Source organism: Paenibacillus sp. JL3B1040 (genome assembly GCF_057063165.1).
The window spans coordinates 4596089-4612698 of sequence record NZ_CM169317.1 but is presented as its reverse complement, the minus strand read 5'-3'; the positions used below and the strand labels follow the sequence as shown (position 1 = coordinate 4612698).

Genomic DNA, 16610 nt, shown 5'->3' with positions numbered 1-16610 from the left:
TTTGAAAACAAACAGAAAAACCAAACGCGTCACGTCCGTCCTCATGCTGCTGGCGCTGATCGCCGTGTCGGCCTGCTCGCCCGGCGCAAGCGAGGGGACGGGCAATGCTTCCGGCTCCGGCTCGGGCGACGCACTCGAGAAAAAGTCGATCGAGATCGTCCTGAACAACGCCGGGCGCAAGTTCCCGGAAGGTATGGATGAGAACAACAACCCGTACATCGACTACATTCGCGAGAACACCAATCTCGACATCAAGTTGAAGACGCCTCCGGCGGACGGCTACGGCGACGCTTTGAACGTCATTATGGCTTCGGACGATTTGCCGGATATGATTTTGTCTTACGATGCCAACTGGTTTGAAAGTTATGTCCGCCAAAAAGCGCTCACGCCGCTAAACGAGTTGATCGATCAATACGGTCCGAACCTGAAAAAGAACATCCCGGCGGAAGCGTGGGAAATGGTCACGGTGGACGGGAAAATTTACGCGATCCCCAACCTGAACCCGATTCCGGGGAACGAAATCATGTTCGCGCGCAAGGATTGGCTCGACAAGCTGGGCTTGCAGCCGCCGAAAACGCTGGAGGAGTACAAGAACGTCATTCGCGCTTTCGCGCAGCAGGATCCGGACGGGAACGGCAAACCCGACACCTTTGGATTGATCCTGCAGGAGAACCTGGGCAAAATCGCGCCTTTCGTCGGAGCATGGGGGATCCAGAAAGGGCAGTGGACGGAGCGGGACGGGAAGTTGGTCAACGCCAGCACGCTGCCGGAAATGAAGGAGGCGCTTGGTTACCTGGCGGGCTTGTATCAAGAGAAACTGATTGATCCCGAATGGGCGTTGAACAAAATGGCCAATGTGGACGAGAAGATCGCCAGCGGCAAGGTCGGCTTGTTCGCCGGGAACTGGTACGATACGCGGGGGCCGATCCTCACTAACCAAAACAACGATCCGAACGCGGAGTGGATCACGCTGGACTTCCCGACGGGTCTGGACGGCAAGCAAGGCACTTGGGGCAACAGCTACGTGGCCGGCTACAATGTGGTACCGGTTACGAGCAAAAATCCCGACGCGGTCATCCGCATGCTCGACTTCATGATCGGCGACGGCTACCGCACCTTGCTGCTGGGCTTCGAGAACGAGGTGTGGAGCCTGCAGGACGGAAAGGTCGTAACCGATTTCGAGCAGCATAACAAACACATTTACCGCCAGACGCTCAGCGAAACGGTCATTCCCTATATGGCGGAAGAAAACCGCGACCGGCTTGACTCGCTTGGCATGGAGTTTAAACTGAACGAAATCGTCGACAAAATCGATGCCGTGGCCATCCGGGATCAATATCTCAGCGTGCCGACGCCGGCCATGGGCAAATACGGAGCCAAGCTGTCCAAGATGGAAATCGAAGTCTTTACGAAAATCATTATGGGCGAACTTCCGCTGGATGCTTTCGATCAATACGTCGCCGATTGGAGCAAAAACGGCGGCGAAGAAATCGCCAAGGAAGTCAATGCGTGGTACGCCAGCAAATAACCCTGTTGCCGGAGGATGGCGCTCTTGTTCAAGAGCGCTGTTTTCCTCTATTTTCGGACGAGCCGCGCCGGTATAAGATAAACTAGAATTGTGGACGGATAAAGGCGAGCAACCGCCGGGAACGTGGGAGGAACCTTATGAGCTGGCTGGCGAAACTTCGCGGGAAATTCAAGCAATCGATTCAGGTCAAACTAACGTGTTATTTCATCCTTATCTTGCTTCCGCTGGTCGGCTTCAGCATGTTCGCCAATTTCCGCTCGCAGCAAATCCTCGAGCAGGAGTTGGGCGAACGGACGATGAGCGCCATGAGCTCCGCGCTGGAGTTCGTCGATTTGACCCTGGACGGGATCGAGAACCTGTCCACGCTGATTTCCACCGACGTTAATTTGACGTCCCGCCTGAATTACGGCGACGAGACGTTATCGCCGGGAGCGATCATCGATTTCATGAAGGTGCTGGACCAAATCTCCAACATCACCATGGTCAACGACTATTTGACCGACGCGATGATTTTTCACAGCAAATCGGGTTCGCTCGTCACCACCAAACTGGGGGTGCTTCACCGGGAAAACTACGCCTCCGAAGATTGGTACCGGGAGGTCGTGGAAGCGAACGGCGCAGGCATTTATTATATGCCGGGCCGTACCGAAGAGAATCTGTCCGGACTGCCGGACCCGATCTTCAATCAAAACAATCTGATCCTGATGAGGCTGCTTGATTTATATAGTCCGGAGCGGGGGAGAAACGTCGTCATGTTGTCCGTTCCGAAAAATAAGCTGCTGCGTTCCCTGGCCCATTTGATGCCGAACGACGGGTCCAAAGTGTATTTGTTCGACGGTGCGGGGCGCTTGGTCGTCAGCAATAGCGGGACGGAGCCGTTGCCGATGCCGCTCGCGCAGATCAGACCGGGCCAAGTGATCCTGCGGGAGGTGGCCGGCTCGCCGGATAAGGATATGATTCTCCGGGTCCACTCGCCCAGCAGCGGCTGGTCCCTGGTCCTGATCCAGCCGGAGGGCGAAATTTACCGGAAATCGCGGCCGCTCCAGATTTTTACCTATGGCATTATCGCCATCAGTTTCGTGCTGGCCGTTTGGATTTCCTGGGTCGTGTACAGCGGCATTTCATCGCCGATCTCGAGCCTTGTCTCCGGTATGAGACAGCTGCGAAAAGGCAATCTGAACATACAGTTGCCGAATCAGCGCCAGGACGAGCTGGGTTATTTGACCGACGCGTTCAACCAAACCGCCAGCCAGCAGCAGCATTTGATTCGCGACATCTACGAACAGCAGCTGCGAGTGACGAAAACCGAGCTGAAGTTTCTGCAGGCGCAGATCAACCCGCATTTCCTGTACAACACCCTGGATTCCATCTATTGGACGGCCAAAAATTACGAGGCGGAGGAGATCAGCGCGATGGTGCTGAATTTATCCCACTTTTTCCGCCTCAGCTTAAGCAAGGGGCGCGAAGCCTTTACCGTGGAAGAGACGTTTACACATTTGCACTATTACGTTCGCGTCCAGCAGCTGCGGTTCTCCGATCAATTTGCGGTTTCTTACCGCGCTTCCGAGGATAGCGGCAGCCTGCACATTCTCAAGCTGCTGCTTCAGCCGCTGGTGGAGAACGCGATCCTGCACGGGCTTGAGAAGCAAAGGAGCGGCGGCCGGCTGGATATTACGGCGGAGGTTCGCGGAGATCGCCTGATCCTGCAGGTGTCGGACAACGGGAAAGGGATCCCCGAACCTAGGCTGGCCCGTCTGAAGCAGGCGTTGGAACGGGCCAAAACCGGCGAATTCAACGGGCCGCCCGAACAGCAATCCGAGTTTTTCGGCCTGCTGAACGTGCAGGCGCGAATCCGGATTTATTACGGCCGGGCGGCGCAGCTTACGGTAGAGAGCAAGGAAGGGGAAGGGACAGTTGCGACGATCGACCTTCCGGCGGAACCTTGCAGGCTGGAAAGAGGAGAGGGGGCGGAGTTATGAACCTGATGATTGTGGAAGACGAAATTCGCATCTTGAACAGCCTGGCCCACAATATCCCGTGGGAGCGGCACGGCATCGAGGTCGTAGGTCTGGCCGAAAACGGAAAAGAAGCGCTCGCCTTAATGGAGCGGCGCAAGCCGGATATCGTGCTGCTCGATATCGAGATGCCGGAGATGAATGGGCTGGCATTGGCGGAAGCGGCGCTGCGCAAGGAGCCGCAGCTCAAAATCGTCATTTTGAGCGGCCATGACGACTTTCCGTACGCGCAAGCGGCGATCGGGCTTGGGGTGATGAACTATCTGCTGAAGCCGGCCGGCGACGACGAGATCCTGAATGCCGTGCTTACGGCGGCCGATGAAATCCGCCGGGAGCTGGCGGAGAAGCATAACCTCGCGGAGCTGCAGCGGAAATGGCAGGTACGGCTTCCCCAGCTGCGGGCGGATTTTTGCCGCAACTGGATGCTGGACCGTTATGCCGAATGGGAGCTGCACAAGCATATGCGGGAGCTGAACTTGGAACTGGAGGCATATTCCCATTTTGCGGTGACGGTATGCGACATCGATCCGCTGCCTGCGGAGGAGTCGCGTTTTACGGCGGCGGATTTGCCTTTGCTGCAATTTTCGTTGGAGTCCATCGCCGGGGAATTGGCCGAGGGGCAGGATTGCCGGGTTTTCGCCGACGCCGACGGTACCGCGGTGCTGCTGTTCTATGAGCGCGGAGAGGGCGCGGAGCAGACTTTGGCCAAGCGGGTCAACCTGCAGGTCCCGCGCCTGTTGAACGTTGTGAAGGAATGCCTGAAGTTGACGGCCAGCGCGGGCCTCGGGACGATCGTCGGCACGCTGGCCGAAGTCCCGCATTCTTACCGGCAGGCGTGCCGATCGCTGCAGGAGCGGGCGATTTACGGGAATGAAATCGTCATTCCTTACCTGGACGTGAAGAACAGCGAACATCCCATTGCGATCGATGCCGGCTTCGAGAAGAAGCTTGAGATTGCGCTGCATGCCGGGGATTCGGCCGGCGCCTACCGCTTGATCGACGAATATTTCGAGGCGGTTTACGCCCGGGCCGATTCCTCCGGGCTGGCCTACGAGCATCTGTTGCATTTGAGCAGCGTATTTACGCGGATGATCCAGTCCCGCGGATGGTCGATGCAAAAGGTGCTGCAGGACGATTACCGCCGGTTCCTCTCCTTCGAATCCTTGTTGTCCAAAGACCAGATTGTCGAGTGGGCCAAGCGGGCCGCAGGCCACATTGCCGCTTATCGGGAACATGAACGCCGAAGCTCCACCCACCGGCTGGTCAAACAAATGATGGAAGCGATCGAACAGATGTTGGGCGAAGAGGATTTAAGCCTGCATACCTTGGCCGAGCGCCTGTATGTCAATCCGTCCTACTTAAGCCGCTTGTTCAAGCGGGAAACGGGTATTGCCTTTTCGGGATACGTCCTGAAGCTTAGAATGGAGTTGGCCAAGGAGCATTTGAGCGGCGGGATGAAAGTGTATGACGCAGCGAACGCCTCCGGGTATCGCGATGTCAGTTATTTCGCCAAAGTGTTCCGCAAATATTGGGGCGTGGCGCCCAGCGAGATGAAGGGGTAAGCGCGCCGGGGAGGTTGATCGCTGTGAAATGGTCCGTTTCGCCGGACGGCCGTTTTTTTCGGAAAGATGGGAAAGCGGTTTTTTATTTGGGAGATACGGTATGGAACGCATTTTCGGGTGCCGAACTTGAGGAATGGGAGGACTATTTGGAGGTCCGCCGCCGGCAGGGGTATAACGTTCTGCAAATCTCCGTCTTGCCGATCATGCATGACGGAAGCGGCCTGCTGGAGGGACGTTGTCCGTTTGCGCTGCAGGAGGACGACTCTTTGAATTTCGCCGAACCGAATCCGGCGTATTTCCGGCAGGCCGCCCGCATGGTGGAGATGGCTTTTGCCCGGGGGATGACCTGCGCCCTGGTGCTTCTATGGGGAGAATACGTGCCCGGAACCTGGATGTCGCGGCAAAATGGGGCATCGTCTATAATGCCCCGGGAGCATGTCGCTTCGTATGTCGGCCTGGCGGTGCGGACGTTTTCGCCTTACGATCCGCTGTATTATATCAGCGGCGATACGAATTTTGAAACGGAAGAAGCGGCGGACTATTATCTTCATGCGCTGGAGATGTTGAAGCGGGTCGCCCCCGAAGCCCTGGCTTCGCTGCATGTGTGCGGCAGATTGGCCGCTCTGCCGGAGCGGCTTGACCGGCATCCGGGGCTGGACTTTTATGCCTACCAGTCCGGGCATAGCTTGGCGGACCAGCCGGATGCCTACGGGCTGGCCATGAGCTTCGCGGCCCGGCCGAACGGCCGCCCGGTCGTCAACGCGGAGCCCTGCTACGAAGGGCACGGCCATCATGGGGCGTACGGCCGTTTCGATGCCTTTGCGGTGCGCAGGGCATTCTGGTCCAGTGTGCTCTCCGGGGCCTCGGCCGGCTTTGCTTACGGCGCCCACGGCCTATGGTCCTGGCACCGGCGAGGGCGGCGTTTCACGAAAGCGCATGCCTCGCAGGTGCCATTCGACTGGCGGACGGCGCTGCGGCTTCCCGGGGCCTCGGACGTTGCCCTGGGCGCCTGGCTGATGGAAAGGCATGAGATGCTCGGCTGCCGTCCGGCCCAGGAGCTGCTGATCGACGTGCCGTCCGGCATCCGCGCCGCCGTCAGCCGGGACGGGAATACGCTGATGGCTTACGTTCCTTACAGCCATGCCGTCCATTTACGGCTAGCGCCGGATGCGTTTGCGTTTGAGCTGTTTGACCTGGAAATCCGGTGCCCGATGCGGCCGGTGGTTCATAGGACGGACGACGGGGTCGTCATCGAAATGGAGGAGGTAAACTCCGATGTGTTGGTGATTGGGAGGGCTCACTTTTGAATAGCAAGAGCTAATTAGCCGCCGCTGTTCAAGCGGATTTTCGGTTTCCTAATATAATAAACGATGAGCAGCAGCAGAGGGATCGCAAAACAAACGGTAAAATCCCAGTCTACCCAATAGGCGGGGATTTTTTTGAGGTAGAAAACAATATCTTTCGATACCAGTTGCGAAAGTCCAAACACGAGGAAACCAACCGGAAAAATCAAGGAACGGAAGCCTTTCAGGTTAAACAGTTGGGCGGAACCGAGCGTAAAGGCGTAGAAATACAACGCTGTTTTGAAAAAGGTGGTGATGACCCACACGATGGCCATCAGTGCTTCGATTCGCTGCAGGAAATTGCCGATATTGATTTTTTGCGCCAGGATGTAGGCGGCGTAAAATTGATGCTCGCTTAGATAAGTGCCCAGTACGGTAATCGAGAGAAACAAAATTAAATTCAGGACAACCGCGCCGAAAATCATGATGAGAAAGATATCCCTGTTGGTATGCTTGTTCCGCTTGACGTACGGCTGCACCATCTGAAATACGATCATTTCGCCAAACGGATAGCTGACGCCAAACAAAACGGAGTGCAGCAATTTAGGGGCTGGTGTATTCATGATAGGAAACAGATTCTCCAGCCGGACTTGCGGAAGCAGAAGAACCATCAATGAAACGAAAAACAGGATGAAGAGCGGCAATAAAATTTCGGCGGCCCTGCTGAGCGTCTCAAGACCCAGGCGAAGACCGTAAATCACCAGAAAAAGGGTCATGAAACGAAAAACGGCGCCTGGAGTACCTTCAAAAATATGCGTGCACATGAAATCCTCGATTTCTCGAATGTAAATGGCCGTTGCCATCAGAAAGAAAAACAAATAGAACAAGTTGACTGCGGTTCCGACCCCTTTCCCCAGGATTATATTAACTTTTTCGATGAGGTTCAGCTCAGGATAAAAATAATATACTTTAAGCGGGATCAGGATACCGGCGAGCCCCAGCGGCAAGCTGATCAAACTTGCGATCCAGGCGTCCTGATTCGAATCGGCCACCATGGTTAAGGGATAAATCAGCGCCATGTCGCCAACAAACACAAATAGGGCAAGTACTGTCAGTTGTCTTGAAGATAAGCGTCCTTTTTCCAAGCTCATGTCCTATACATCCTTCCGCCTAGGGCTCACATTTCGACCGGGTACGCGATTTCAGCGCCAGTCTGTGCTAGTATGCCGGCAATGAATTGACAGTATGCTCCTGTTCTGGATTTTTTGCGAATAATAATGGCCGAATCGACCAAAATAAGCAAAAAACGCCTATCGGCGGAGAACCCGGGTGACGAGAGTGGATCAATTAGTAAGCCTTGAAGGTCAATTGTCGGCCCGCCTGCAGGAGAACGAAATTCTGCTGCAACAAGCGCTTGGCGGGAGCACGGATCTGGTGAAAAAGAAGCTGATTCTAGGGACAAACATAAAGCTGATCTTGTTTTTTATCGATGGCCTGGTGGATACCGGCACCCTGCACAATTCCATCCTTTACTCGCTGACCGAACGGGGATTCTCCGAATTTGATGAACCGGAAAAGCTGGACGCCGCGCAGAAGCTGCAACTTCTCAAGGATTGCATTCTGATGGCTGGAGATATCACGGAAATCACCGATTACGACAAACTGTTTCATGATCTCTTATCGGGATGTATCATACTGCTGCTGGAGGGAGCAAATACCGCGCTGCGGATCGCACTTCCCGGCTGGGAGGACCGTAATGTCGGTGAACCCAACTCACAGACGGTTTTACGCGGGCCGATGGAGGGGTTTACCGAGCGACTGCGCACCAACACGGCGCTGATCCGGCGAAAAATCAAGGATCGGCATCTATGGCTCGAGACGTTTCAAATCGGCAAGGTCACCCAGACCGATGTGGCCATTATGTATCTGAACAACGTTGCCAATGCGGAAATCGTGGCCGAAGTAAAACGGCGTCTGGCCAAGATCGACACCGACAGTATTTTGGAAAGCGGCTATATCGAAGAATTCATTCAAGATACGGCCGTTACTCCGTTTCCCACGATCTATAATTCCGATCGCCCCGATACGATCGCGGCGGGAATTTTAGAAGGGAAAGTGGCCATCCTGGTGGACGGTACGCCGTTTGCTCTATTAGTTCCCTCCTTCTTTTTGAATTTCTTCCAATCTGCCGAAGATTATTATCAGCGGGCGGATATTGCCACTTTGCTGAGATTTATCCGCTATTTGGCATTTTTTATCGCGCTGCTGGCCCCGGCGCTCTATGTGGCCATTACGACGTATCACCAGGAAATGATTCCGACCACCCTCGTGATCAGCTTGGCTGCGCAAAGGGAGGCGGTTCCTTTTCCGGCTTTCATCGAAGCGATGCTCATGGAGGTCATCTATGAAGTTTTGCGCGAGGCGGGCGTAAGAATACCGAAGAACATCGGCCAGGCCATTTCCATTGTCGGGACCCTGGTGATCGGACAAGCGGCCGTAGAGGCAGGTTTTATCTCATCCGCCATGGTCATCATTGTGTCCGTGACGGCGATCTCCAGTTTTGTGATTCCGGAGACGGGAATGTCCATCGCCGTCCGAATCATCCGTTTTGGCCTGATGGCACTGGGGGCGTTTATGGGCTTGTACGGCATTTTGTTCGGCCTTTTTATCATCGTGCTGCATTTGGCCGGGCTGCGCTCTTTCGGAATGCCTTATATGAGTCCGATCGGACCCTATATTCAAAGCGATTTGAAAGATTCCGTTTTCCGTCTTCCTTGGCCGAGGTTAACAACGAGATCTAAGCAAACCGGGACCGAAAACGTGATCCGGCAAGGACAAACCGGGCGGGAGGAGCCGTAAACCATGATGAAAACGTTGAAAACAACGCTATGCGGGTTCATGCTGATCATTTTGCTGCCTGCCTTGCTTAGTGGATGCTGGGAAAGAAGAGAGCTTAATGAACTGGCATTTGTCCTAGGGTACGGGTTGGATAAGGAGGGAGACCAGTACAAAGTAACGATGCAGGTGGTCGTTCCTGCGGAAATCGCCACAACCACCGCAAAGGGGGGCGGAACGCCGGTCACCGTTTACGAATTTAAAGTCCCAACCGTTTTTGAAGCACTGCATAAATTTACCTTAATGAGCTCCAGATCAAGTTATTTGGGGCATATCCGCATTTTGGTGCTCGGTGAGGAGTTAGCCCGCTCTGGTATTTCCCCGGTGCTGGATGTCATTATAAGAAGCCGCGAACCACGGACGGACTTCTTCATCGCTGTCGCGCGGGATGCCCAGGCCTCCGAGGTGTTGCGGATATTGACGCCGCTGGATAAATTACCGGCCAACCGGCTGTTTTATTCCTTACAGACCTCGTCCCAATCAACAGCCAGAACGTCACCCGTCACGATTGACAAACTGGTTGACGACTTAGTAGCCGAGGGGAGAAATATCGCGCTGTCAAGCATAGAGATCGTTGGCGACCGTTCCGCAGGCGGGTCGAAGGGAAACTTGGAAAGCACGAAGCCCAAAGCAAGTATGAAGTTTCATGGCCTCGCTGTTTTTAAAAAGGACAAGCTGATCGGATGGCTTAATGACGAGGAAACGATTGGTTATAACTATATTATGGGTGAAGTGAAGAAGAGCGCCGGTCCGGTGAAAGGAGATGACGGAAAGCCCATCGTGATGGAGGCGCTCCGGACTTCCACCAAGCGAACGGTCAAAGTCATCGATGGGGAGCCGAATATTTACATTTCCGTACGCGCCACCGTCAATGTTCAGGCTTCGCAGAGTACGGAGAAGTTGGATGACGACCGGGTGATCCGAGAATTGGAGAAAAAGGCGGAAGAACGGATCATCTACCTCATGGAAAATGCGGCCGATCAAATTATTAGTAAATACAACTCCGATATTCTGGGGTTTGGCCAACTAATTTACCAATCCCATCCGAAGGTGTGGGAGAAGCTGAAGAAACAGCGGGCAAATTACCTAAAAACGCTGCCCGTTCATTATCAAGCTTCCGTGCATATCAACCGGGTCGGGCTCATCGATAAATCATTTCAGGATGACATGAAGGAGTGAGGCCGTATCATGGACCTTCTGGCCGTTCTGTTGGTTGCCGCGTGTTGTATAGCTCTTGATCTGCCTTCCTTGCTTCGTTCCCGTCAATTCGGCCAACTCGCCGTGTTCATCTTCCTCTGGTTGGCAGGCATTGCGGCAACATTATGCACTGTGCTCAAGGTGCAGGTCCCCAGCCCGCTCTATTTGATCATTTGGTTATATACGCCCGTCAACGATTTTGTTCAGCGAATCGTGGGATAAGGATTGGGGCGGAATAACTGAAGTTGATAGCCAAATTTTTTCATGAAAACTTCAAAACCGGATGTGTACAAGATGATATTTGATCTTGAGGAATGAATTGAAGTCGGGAGATGATGGAACTAACAGACAAACCCTTTTCATTTTAAGGAGAGATCAATTTGAATAGAAGTGAAGCAACCCGAATCATTCAGGACAATGAAGTGGCAGTAAAATGACTTTCAAACTGTTGAAATTAACCGAGGCCAATGTCTCTGAATATTTGCCGGTGATTTATCAGTGGGCTGCCGACGAAACCGAAAAGGAAAATCACACTTGTCGACCAATTGAAGATTTGGAAAATTACGAAGCTTATCGGGAGAAATTCAAGGTTCGTTTAAATCAAAGACAACTTCACTATGTTATCATTGATCTTGAGGATCGTGAGATGGTAGGGAAAATAAATCTTTTTGATTATAATCCGAGAAATCGAAGCGGAGAGTTTGGTTATTATGTTCCCCCATTCCGTAGAAAAAAGGGGGTGGGGAGAAAGATGATCGGTTTATTCTTGGAAGAAATCTTCCGCGATGAAAATTTAAATTTAAATAAAGTCTATGCTACGACTGCTTCTTGTAATAAAGCTTCGATCCGATTGCTGGAGAGCTTTAATTTTAAACTTGAGGGCGCTTATCGAGAACATTATTGGTTTCGCGACGGGTCCATTAGCGATCAATACCACTACTCTCTACTAAGAAAAGAGTTCGAAGAAAGACTAGTCCAAAGAAATCTCTAAAAGAATTCGGTTACTCCACCGACCAAACTAGGTTAAGCGTAAGCAAACTTGCCTTGTGGAGGGCTTCATTATTCTATTTTACATTGCCGATTATTCGCATATATTAGATCCGGCCATTCACCCCAAACGATGCTCACTATATGATAGAAGCGCATTGCCGGATCTATGGGGCGGAATATCAGTATGACGAGTCTTTCCGGGAATTTATAACGGACGAACGTATTTTATGAAGAAGGAAAAGAAGAAAACATGAATACATACATTTATATGGTAAGGCACGGCGAATCCCCTAAGGTGGATGGGAATGAACGCACCAGGGGACTAACGGACAAGGGGAAGGAAGATGCCAAGCGTATAACTGAAGTGTTGAAGAATGAGCGCATAGACATTTTTTACTCCAGCCCGTATTCACGCGCTGTTTTGACAATAGAAGATTTAGCGAAGGCTGCCGGCAAGGAAATAATTGTCCATGAAGATCTGAAAGAGATCGTATTTTCATGCGATGACAAGATTATGTCAGACAATGACCTATATCCTTTAGTAAGCAAGATGTTTCAAGATAGGGAGTTCCCTTCACCCGGAGGGGAATCCGTTTAATGGTTCATCTGGGTTTTACCGCAAGCACGCCGCTTCGGCAAAAGGACGAGTTGGGCAGCTTGTCCGACAGCAAGTTAACCCTGTTAGGTTTGGATTTAGTTATGGTAGTTGATGGTAGTTGATGGTATAATAGGGGAAAGTAAGAACTCATTCTACGATAATCATGGCTGCCGTTTTATATCCTTCTATCTAAAGGAGTCAACCCTATGCTAAACCTGGAAACGCCGCGCCTGACCCTGCGTAATTTCCGTCCGGAGAAGGATGGGAATCCGCTGCGGGAAATGATCGTTCAATATATGTCGTCGCCTTATGGAAAGTACGATCACCCTTGGCCGACCTCGGAGGAGGGCATCCAAGGAGCTTGCGATTGGTTTGCGAGCGGGGATCAGTATTTGGCTGTCTGCTTAAAAGAAAGCGGACGGTTTATCGGTTATGTCTGCTTAAACCCTACTGACGAGCAGGGCGTGTACAACATAGGTTATTGTTTCGATTTTCGGGAACATGGAAAGGGTTATGCCTTGGAAAGCTGCCGTGCGCTTGTGGCTTACGCGTTTCAAGAGCTTAAGGCGGCAAAAATCATCATGGGGACGGCGGCGGCGAACGAACCGTCGTGCAAGCTGTTGAACCGCTTAGGCATGAGACCGGTTCGAGAAAGTACGGGTTCTTTCAGCAACGATGCGGATGGGAATCCGATCGTTTTCGCCGGTTACGAGTTCGAGTTGACGCGTGAAGCTTGGGACGGCTATATAAATGCAACATAAGCAGTACCAATATGAGGGAAATAAGTTAAAATTTAAAATACAAGTTAAGGGAAGATTTCGGGCAAAACCAAACACAAATTCATCAATATTTATTATCGATGAATGATGTTGAGAAGAGAGTGACTTATCGAAACGCGGCAGGACAAGAGTTTCAGTATTGTGAATCATGGAACCTATCATCGAGGCAATATTTCGACAATGCTTAGATACTTAGGCTACAAGGGTATAAAAATAGATTATTTTGTCTATTTGAGTCAGTGATTTTCACTAAGGAAAGGGCCTTCTGCCGTTTACGGCGGGAAGGCCCATTTTGTGACGCCCAGCATGGTCACGCCTCAAGCCCGCTCCGCCACCGGCCACCGTGCCGCACTCCGCGGGTTCTTCTTATATTCGTTCGGCGTTACCCCGACCTCTTGCTTGAACAGCTTGGAGAAGTAGGAGTAGTTGGCGTACCCGACTTGGTTGGCTACGGCATATACCGAGAGTTTGGTCGTTTCAAGCAACTGCTTGGCGACGGAGATGCGGACCTGAATCACGTAGCTGCCGAGCGAGACACCCGTTTCTTTCTTAAACAAGCGGGCCAGATAATCCGGGTTGAGGTAGACCACCTCCGCCAGGTCGTTCCGGGTCAGTTCATCGCCGTAATGCGCGTGAATGTACTGCTTGATTTCCTCGGCGACCGACCTCGGCTCGGCGGCGAAGTCCCGGTAGGCCAGGGCGGTGTGGACCAAATAGGCCACGTACTCCTCCATGTCCTCGATCGAATGAAGGGACCCGGCCAGCAGTTGCTCGTTGGCTCGCGCGGCGTACAGTTTGTGCGCTTCGATGCCTTTCATCTTGAGAAAGGCGTACACGAGCTGCACGATGTCCAAGCGGAACAAGGCAAGGCCCGCGGTGTCCAGCGTCTTGCGGTCCAGGCGGTCGCGAAGGTAGCGCGACGTTTCGGCGAGGAATGCGGCCGGATCGTTTCGGTGGAGCAGTTCCTCCAAACGGGCCAAGTCCGGAGGAAGGTATTCCGGCTGCTTTTGCGGATCGTCGCGCTCCGCCCAGTAGGTCCGGTTGCGGGTTTTGGTCAAATTTTCGTTCATCGCCAGCAGCTGGTGCAGCGCCTGACCGATTCTCTCCAAGCGGCCGGAAAGGCCCACGCAGCAGCAGGCGTCGCAATTCAAATACGCATTCGCCCGGCGAATCCATTCGGCGCATAACTCCGCAAGCAGCGCGGGCTCCGGCGGATCGTTCCACTTGAGGATCGCGATCCAATGATATTCCTTGAACTCCAGGAGGGTTTCGACGGAAAACCGCGGGTTCTGCAGCAGCTCGCCCAGCACATTCCCCAGGGCGAAATCGAACAGCCCTTTTTCCTCCCGGCCCAGGCTGCCGTTGTAAGGAAACACATGGATCAGCACCGGCTGGATAAGGTCGGACATGCGGTAAGCCAGCTGCTGGTCTTCCGTCGCCTGGACCACCGCCCCCGGCTTGACGGGCGCGGCCGAGCTGGCGCTGACCAGTTTGCGCCAGAAATACTCCACCAGGTTCGCCTGATTTTTCTGCCAAAGCGCCCCCTCTTGAATCGCTTTCTCCCGATGCTGCTGCTCCTTGGCCCGAGCGACCGCTTTACGCAGGATCAGCATCAGCTTATCGAACTCGATCGGTTTGAGGAAATATTCGAAGCTCTGCAGCTCGATCGCTTTTTGCGCGTAGTTGAAATCGGCGTAATTGGTCAGGAAGATAGCCTGAACGGCATATTTCTCTTCCCGGATCCAAGCCAGCAGCTCCAGCCCGCTCCCCTGGGGCATTTCGATGTCGGAGATCAGGATTTGCACCGGGTGCCGCTGCAGGATGTCGCGCGCCTGGGCGACGTTGTTTGCCGTGTAGACCTTCTCGATCCCCAGCGACGTCCAATCGATTTTCTTCTCCAAAGCGGCGACGACGTAGACATCGTCATCCACGACCAAAGCATTCATATGGCCACGCTCCTCCTGTTCATTCCGGCGTAGGCCGGGAGGGATAAGATCACGCATGCTCCGCCGTCCTCGCGGTTGGAGAACGACGCGGCCGCTTGACCGTCGTATAAGGATTCCAAACGCTGCAGCGTGTTCATGATTCCGATATGGGTCCCCGCCGATTGATCCAGGGGGTTCCCGTTTTGCAAATCCTCCAGAATATCCGGCGGGAATCCGGGTCCGGTATCGGTGATCCGGATCGCGATGCGCTCTTCGCCACCTTCCTGCCGCAGCCGGACCTCAAGATTGATTTGTACCTGCGAGACCCGGGATACCGCGTATTTGACCGCGTTCTCCACGAAGGTCTGTAGGACGAGCGGCGGGATTTCGGCGTCCGCCAGGGGAGCTTCCTCATCGATGCGGTAAGCCAAGGCATCGGGATACCGGTGTTTCTGGATATCGAGATAAATCCGCACATGCTCGATTTCGTCCCTCAGCTTCACGAAGTCGCCGTCGTTCTGGAAGATGTACCGGAAATACTTCGAGGTGGACAAGGCCATCTGTTCGATCTCCCGGTACAACTGCATTTGCGCCATGCTGTAGATGTTCGTCAGGCAATTCAGGAAGAAATGCGGCTTGATCTGCAGCTTCATGTAATCCAACTGGATGCGCTGCTTCTCCAACTCCCGTTCGTACAAGTCGATTTTGAATTTTTTGATCTGGCCGACCAGATTCATGAATTGCTTGTTGGCTTTCTCCAGCTCGATGATTTTGCTGCTTTCGAATTCCAGCGGCTCGCCTTCCTCCGTCCAAAACGCCAGGTTGTAGGAGAAGCTCTTGATCGGCCGCAGCACCGTGTTCCTGAAGTAAAGCAGGATGAATCCGAGGCTGCAGGAGATGATGACGGCCAACAGGAGGATGAGGAGCTGGGCGATCATGATTTTTTCGAACGCTCCGAACTGGATCACCAGCTTCACGTGAAAAGAGGCGTTCGTAAACTCCCCGTTGACCGTCGTTCCGGCGCGGAACAGATCCGGCAACGAAGACGGCTGCGGATTCGCGTCCAGCAGCTTGCCGTTGTTGGAGATCGGGCTGGTTACGGCCATGCCGCGATCATCGATGAGGGAGACGAACCCGTCTTCGCCGAGATTCAGCGCGCGCAAAGGTCGGATCAAGTTATCCGCCGAAACCAAACTGATCATGTAGCTATCGTGATAAGGCACGATATTCGTAATGTAATACTTGCCGTTAATCTGCACCGGCGTCCATTTGGAGTAGATTTTCTCGTACACGTTCCGGTCCGCTTCCACGTTGGCGATCACCTGTTCCTTCAGCTCCAGATAATCCGTGTAAGGAATGCTGATCGGCGCGCAGTTGAGGAAGAAGTCCTGCTTCTTCAAATACACGAAAAAGTTGTATTCCTGCCCATAGTTTTTCTGCAGCTCGTTAAAACGTTTGTGCAGGTTTTCGTTCCCTTCGAAAAATTCCGCGCTGTTCATGGGGCTGTCGTTCATCGCTTTCAGGTTTTCGTCGTTCGCCAGGGTCCAGCCCGTATAGTGGTTGATATAGGCAAAATCGTGATTGATCCGATGGATGTACAAGTCGGCGGTGTCCTGCAAATAGCGCGTGGATTGCTGCTTGACGATCGATATCGCGGAAATGCTGATGGCGAAATCCAGGATCAGGACAACAAAGGAAATCAGAAACATGATATTGACGTAATGGCGGACCGGATACTGTTTGATTTTCGTCGATTTGGCCATGGCTTGCTAGCGCCGCATCCTTTCCCGCGCTTTTAATTCGTATGAATGCGCTTTATTGAATTTTAATTCTATTAT

13 protein-coding genes and 1 pseudogene are annotated in these 16610 nt (G+C 53.1%); 11 read left to right on the top strand and 3 right to left on the bottom strand.

Translation table 11 applies throughout. The features are described 5' to 3' along the window. Window position 1 precedes the first annotated feature (1 nt). The 4 genes from ACZF99_RS20990 to ACZF99_RS20975 all read left to right on the top strand — a co-directional run bounded on the left by ACZF99_RS20990 (window position 2) and on the right by ACZF99_RS20975 (window position 6412). Window positions 2-1528 (top strand): extracellular solute-binding protein, encoded by a 1527-nt coding sequence (locus tag ACZF99_RS20990; RefSeq protein ID WP_483606903.1) that lies wholly within the window; start codon window positions 2-4, stop codon window positions 1526-1528. A 137-nt stretch (window positions 1529-1665) separates the two neighbouring features. Continuing rightward, complete coding sequence (locus ACZF99_RS20985; RefSeq protein WP_483606902.1) at window positions 1666-3507, top strand: sensor histidine kinase; 1842 nt, start codon at window positions 1666-1668, stop codon at window positions 3505-3507. Then, complete coding sequence (locus ACZF99_RS20980) at window positions 3504-5105, top strand: response regulator (RefSeq protein WP_483606901.1); 1602 nt, start codon at window positions 3504-3506, stop codon at window positions 5103-5105. Before ACZF99_RS20985 ends, ACZF99_RS20980 begins: the two co-directional genes overlap by 4 nt. A 23-nt stretch (window positions 5106-5128) precedes the next feature. Next, on the top strand, window positions 5129-6412 hold the full coding sequence (locus tag ACZF99_RS20975) for a glycoside hydrolase family 140 protein (RefSeq protein ID WP_483606900.1): 1284 nt from the start codon (window positions 5129-5131) through the stop codon (window positions 6410-6412). Window positions 6413-6426: 14 nt separating this feature from the next. Here ACZF99_RS20975 and ACZF99_RS20970 read toward each other — a convergent pair whose 3' ends face one another. Next, complete coding sequence (locus ACZF99_RS20970; RefSeq protein WP_483606899.1) at window positions 6427-7539, bottom strand: GerAB/ArcD/ProY family transporter; 1113 nt, start codon at window positions 7537-7539, stop codon at window positions 6427-6429. 187 nt (window positions 7540-7726) lie between these two features. Between ACZF99_RS20970 and ACZF99_RS20965 the strand changes: the two genes are divergently transcribed. The 7 genes and pseudogenes from ACZF99_RS20965 (at window position 7727) to ACZF99_RS20935 (ending at window position 13090) form a co-directional block, all read left to right on the top strand. Then, entirely contained in the window at window positions 7727-9247 is a 1521-nt protein-coding gene (locus ACZF99_RS20965; RefSeq protein ID WP_483606898.1) for a spore germination protein, read from the top strand. Window positions 9248-9250: 3 nt separating this feature from the next. Beyond that, window positions 9251-10462: a Ger(x)C family spore germination protein gene (locus ACZF99_RS20960; protein ID WP_483606897.1), complete on the top strand. Its 1212-nt coding sequence runs from the start codon at window positions 9251-9253 to the stop codon at window positions 10460-10462. 9 nt (window positions 10463-10471) lie between these two features. Continuing rightward, complete coding sequence (locus ACZF99_RS20955) at window positions 10472-10702, top strand: hypothetical protein (RefSeq protein ID WP_483606896.1); 231 nt, start codon at window positions 10472-10474, stop codon at window positions 10700-10702. A 211-nt stretch (window positions 10703-10913) separates the two neighbouring features. Continuing rightward, window positions 10914-11471, top strand: coding sequence for a GNAT family N-acetyltransferase (locus tag ACZF99_RS20950; protein ID WP_483606895.1), 558 nt, complete (start codon window positions 10914-10916; stop codon window positions 11469-11471). Between the two features lie 249 nt (window positions 11472-11720). Continuing rightward, window positions 11721-12062: pseudogene (locus ACZF99_RS20945) on the top strand (histidine phosphatase family protein); the annotation flags it as partial. 212 nt (window positions 12063-12274) lie between these two features. Further along, the gene (locus tag ACZF99_RS20940; RefSeq protein WP_483606894.1) at window positions 12275-12829 is read left to right on the top strand and encodes a GNAT family N-acetyltransferase; all 555 of its coding nucleotides are present in this window, start codon (window positions 12275-12277) and stop codon (window positions 12827-12829) included. 198 nt (window positions 12830-13027) lie between these two features. Continuing rightward, window positions 13028-13090: a hypothetical protein gene (locus ACZF99_RS20935; protein WP_483612867.1), complete on the top strand. Its 63-nt coding sequence runs from the start codon at window positions 13028-13030 to the stop codon at window positions 13088-13090. Between the two features lie 74 nt (window positions 13091-13164). On the opposite strand, the gene ACZF99_RS20930 is transcribed toward ACZF99_RS20935, so the two are convergent. Continuing rightward, a complete protein-coding gene (locus tag ACZF99_RS20930) occupies window positions 13165-14793 on the bottom strand; it encodes a response regulator transcription factor (RefSeq protein ID WP_483606893.1) in 1629 nt (542 codons plus the stop codon). Next, window positions 14790-16535, bottom strand: a complete 1746-nt coding sequence (locus tag ACZF99_RS20925; protein ID WP_483606892.1) for a sensor histidine kinase — start codon at window positions 16533-16535, stop codon at window positions 14790-14792. The genes ACZF99_RS20930 and ACZF99_RS20925 overlap by 4 nt, the downstream gene beginning before the upstream one ends. Between the last annotated feature and the right edge of the window lie 75 nt (window positions 16536-16610).

What these genes read in the sequence shown, in the direction of transcription:
- ACZF99_RS20985 (WP_483606902.1), top strand. Translation starts at nt 1,666, where the DNA reads ATGAGCTGGCTGGCGAAACTTCGCGGGAAATTCAAGCAATCGATTCAG.
- ACZF99_RS20980 (WP_483606901.1), top strand. Translation starts at nt 3,504, where the DNA reads ATGAACCTGATGATTGTGGAAGACGAAATTCGCATCTTGAACAGCCTG.
- ACZF99_RS20970 (WP_483606899.1), bottom strand. Translation starts at nt 7,539, where the DNA reads ATGAGCTTGGAAAAAGGACGCTTATCTTCAAGACAACTGACAGTACTT.
- ACZF99_RS20960 (WP_483606897.1), top strand. Translation starts at nt 9,251, where the DNA reads ATGATGAAAACGTTGAAAACAACGCTATGCGGGTTCATGCTGATCATT.
- ACZF99_RS20955 (WP_483606896.1), top strand. Translation starts at nt 10,472, where the DNA reads ATGGACCTTCTGGCCGTTCTGTTGGTTGCCGCGTGTTGTATAGCTCTT.
- ACZF99_RS20950 (WP_483606895.1), top strand. Translation starts at nt 10,914, where the DNA reads ATGACTTTCAAACTGTTGAAATTAACCGAGGCCAATGTCTCTGAATAT.
- ACZF99_RS20940 (WP_483606894.1), top strand. Translation starts at nt 12,275, where the DNA reads ATGCTAAACCTGGAAACGCCGCGCCTGACCCTGCGTAATTTCCGTCCG.
- ACZF99_RS20930 (WP_483606893.1), bottom strand. Translation starts at nt 14,793, where the DNA reads ATGAATGCTTTGGTCGTGGATGACGATGTCTACGTCGTCGCCGCTTTG.
- ACZF99_RS20925 (WP_483606892.1), bottom strand. Translation starts at nt 16,535, where the DNA reads ATGGCCAAATCGACGAAAATCAAACAGTATCCGGTCCGCCATTACGTC.